The sequence below is a fragment of the Nitratidesulfovibrio liaohensis genome, from assembly GCF_011682075.1.
GTDB classification, from domain to species: domain Bacteria; phylum Desulfobacterota; class Desulfovibrionia; order Desulfovibrionales; family Desulfovibrionaceae; genus Cupidesulfovibrio; species Cupidesulfovibrio liaohensis.
Genome location: NZ_VSMK01000686.1, coordinates 1 through 792, shown reverse-complemented (window position 1 = coordinate 792; position 792 = coordinate 1). Strand labels below are relative to the sequence as shown.

The following is a 792-nucleotide window of genomic DNA, read 5'->3' as shown; positions in this document are numbered from 1 at the left end:
AAGCGGATGGCCGCGCGGCCCGGCGTGCAGGAGCGGGACATGCGCCTGCTGCTGCGCGGGCGGGTCTGGCCGCAGGGTTCGACGGGCGCCGCCGAGAACACGGACGACGACGCGGGCGGCATGACCCTGTGGGGGCCGTCCATTCCCCTGTTCGAACAGGGCTCCGGCCCCGACGCCCAATCCGACAGGCAGCGCGTGCTGGACGCCCTGCGCGCCACCCTGGCCCTGAAGTATTCGCCCCAGGCCATCGCCTACCGCCGCAACCGGGGCCTGCGCGACGCGGGTACCTGCGTGTGCGTGGGCTGCTTTGCCGTGGAGGCCCCCGTGGCCGGGGGCATCGCCTATACCGGCAACCCCCTGCACGCCCGCGACACCTCGGTGCACGTCTACGCCGCGCGCGGCCTGTCCGAGGCCGTGGAGGACGGTGCGCACGATGTGGACGCCTACCACGTCTGCCGCGTGGGCGGTTCGGTGCGGTTGCGCAGCATAGCTCCCAGGGCCGAAGCGGCCACGGGGGAGGTGCTGCCCGTTCTGCCCGTTCTGCCCGTTCTGGATGACGCGGCGGCCCGCGCCGTGGCCGAACTGGCCCTGGCCGTGGAGGAACGCTGCGGCCTGCCCCAGGAGATAGACTGGCTGCTGGAGCCGGACGGCTCCGTCTCGCTGCTGCACGCCCGGCCCTTGCCCGCGCCGCGCGCCCATCTGCCGGAAAGCTACGCCGAGTCGGAAGCCGAGGACGCCGCCCAGACCGAATGCCCGCCCCCGGCCCTGCTGGACGGCGGGATCACCGCCGGG

General features: G+C 74.2%; 1 protein-coding gene. It reads left to right on the top strand.

Features of this window, described 5'->3' with window-relative positions; all coding sequences use genetic code 11:
* Positions 1–39: 39 nt before the first annotated feature.
* The coding region (locus FVW27_RS17750) for a PEP/pyruvate-binding domain-containing protein (RefSeq protein WP_243838553.1) at positions 40–792 on the top strand (753 nt) is incomplete at its 3' end.